The organism is Clostridium sp. ATCC 25772 (genome assembly GCF_001573875.1).
GTDB lineage: Bacteria > Bacillota > Clostridia > Clostridiales > Clostridiaceae > Clostridium_J > Clostridium_J senegalense.
Genome location: NZ_LFRG01000113.1, coordinates 1 through 1244, shown reverse-complemented (window position 1 = coordinate 1244; position 1244 = coordinate 1). Strand labels below are relative to the sequence as shown.

The window sequence follows — 1244 nt, the reverse complement described above, 5'->3', positions numbered from 1 at the left end:
TACCTCATAGTTTTTTTGATATTATTATATCTAAAATTTAAATCTTTTGCACTAATTAGTTTTCAGACACACCCTAAAAGAATCATCTAAAAAGTATTTAATATTACTTGTTTAGATGATTCTTTTGTATTAAAAAAATAATTTACACATTGAAAATGATTAATATATATATGAAGTTGTTAGATATATAGGGAGCCCCCTACAATTTAAATTTATTTAATAGTTTTAAAATGTTTTCATAAAAATATAGCATTAAATCTCAAGTGATTCGTAGCATATATAACTATATAAGATAAGGCTCAATATTGAATAGTTTAAAGTTAACAGCATAAAATATAAGTAAATAAAAAAATACATAAAAAATTCAAATAAAATTCAAATAAAATTAAAAAAATATTATAAGGAGATTATATCCAATGAAGAAAAGATTTGATATAGTATTAATAAGTCTAATAGTATTTCTAAGTACAACATTTATATTATTTTACATAGGAAAAGGAGCAAAAGATGTTATGACAGATGTTAGCCAGACGACAGATTTAATGGTAAATGTTAATACACCAGAAAAAGCCCTAAAAATACTTAAAGAAGGAAATGAAAGATTTGTTAATGATATATCTAATTTAAATAACGTACATAAAAAGCGAAGAGATGAATTGAAAAATGGACAACACCCATATGCAGTAATATTAACCTGTTCTGATTCTAGAATAAGCCCATCGTTGATTTTTAATGTAGGACTTGGAGAAATTTTTGAGGTAAGATTGGCAGGTAATGTAGTGAATGAAGATGCCTTAGCATCTATTGAGTATGCAGTAAAGTATCTTGAAACACCGCTTATTATTGTAATGGGGCATGAGGATTGTGGAGCTGTTATATCAGCTTATGATATGTTAAATAATAGAACTGTATATTCTCATAATTTAACAGGACTTTTGAAAAAGATAGAACCTAGTATAAAGAATAGTAATTCTATCGAAGAAGCTATTAAGTTAAATATAGAAAATTCAGCTTCAATAGTAAAAAAAGATTCTATAATTAGTGAAAAGTTAACTAATGGTAGTGTGAAAATAGTTAAGGGTTATTACTCTTTAGATGGAAAAGTGAATTTTTTTGAATAAAATATAGGAAAAGGTGTCTAAAAACATATGGTTTAGACACCTTTTATTATGTGCGCCCAGCATGGGCGTAATCTTAAGGGTGAAAGTCCCTAACACGACCTAGTAGTGGTAAGTGTATAGCCT

At 26.5% G+C, this 1244-nt stretch carries 1 protein-coding gene; it reads left to right on the top strand.

All coding sequences use genetic code 11. The features are described from left to right. Nucleotides 1-416: 416 nt before the first annotated feature. Complete coding sequence (locus AZI32_RS17005) at nucleotides 417-1121, top strand: carbonic anhydrase (RefSeq protein ID WP_061997139.1); 705 nt, start codon at nucleotides 417-419, stop codon at nucleotides 1119-1121. The last annotated feature ends 123 nt before the right edge of the window (nucleotides 1122-1244 follow it).

What these genes read in the sequence shown, in the direction of transcription:
- AZI32_RS17005 (WP_061997139.1), top strand. Translation starts at nt 417, where the DNA reads ATGAAGAAAAGATTTGATATAGTATTAATAAGTCTAATAGTATTTCTA.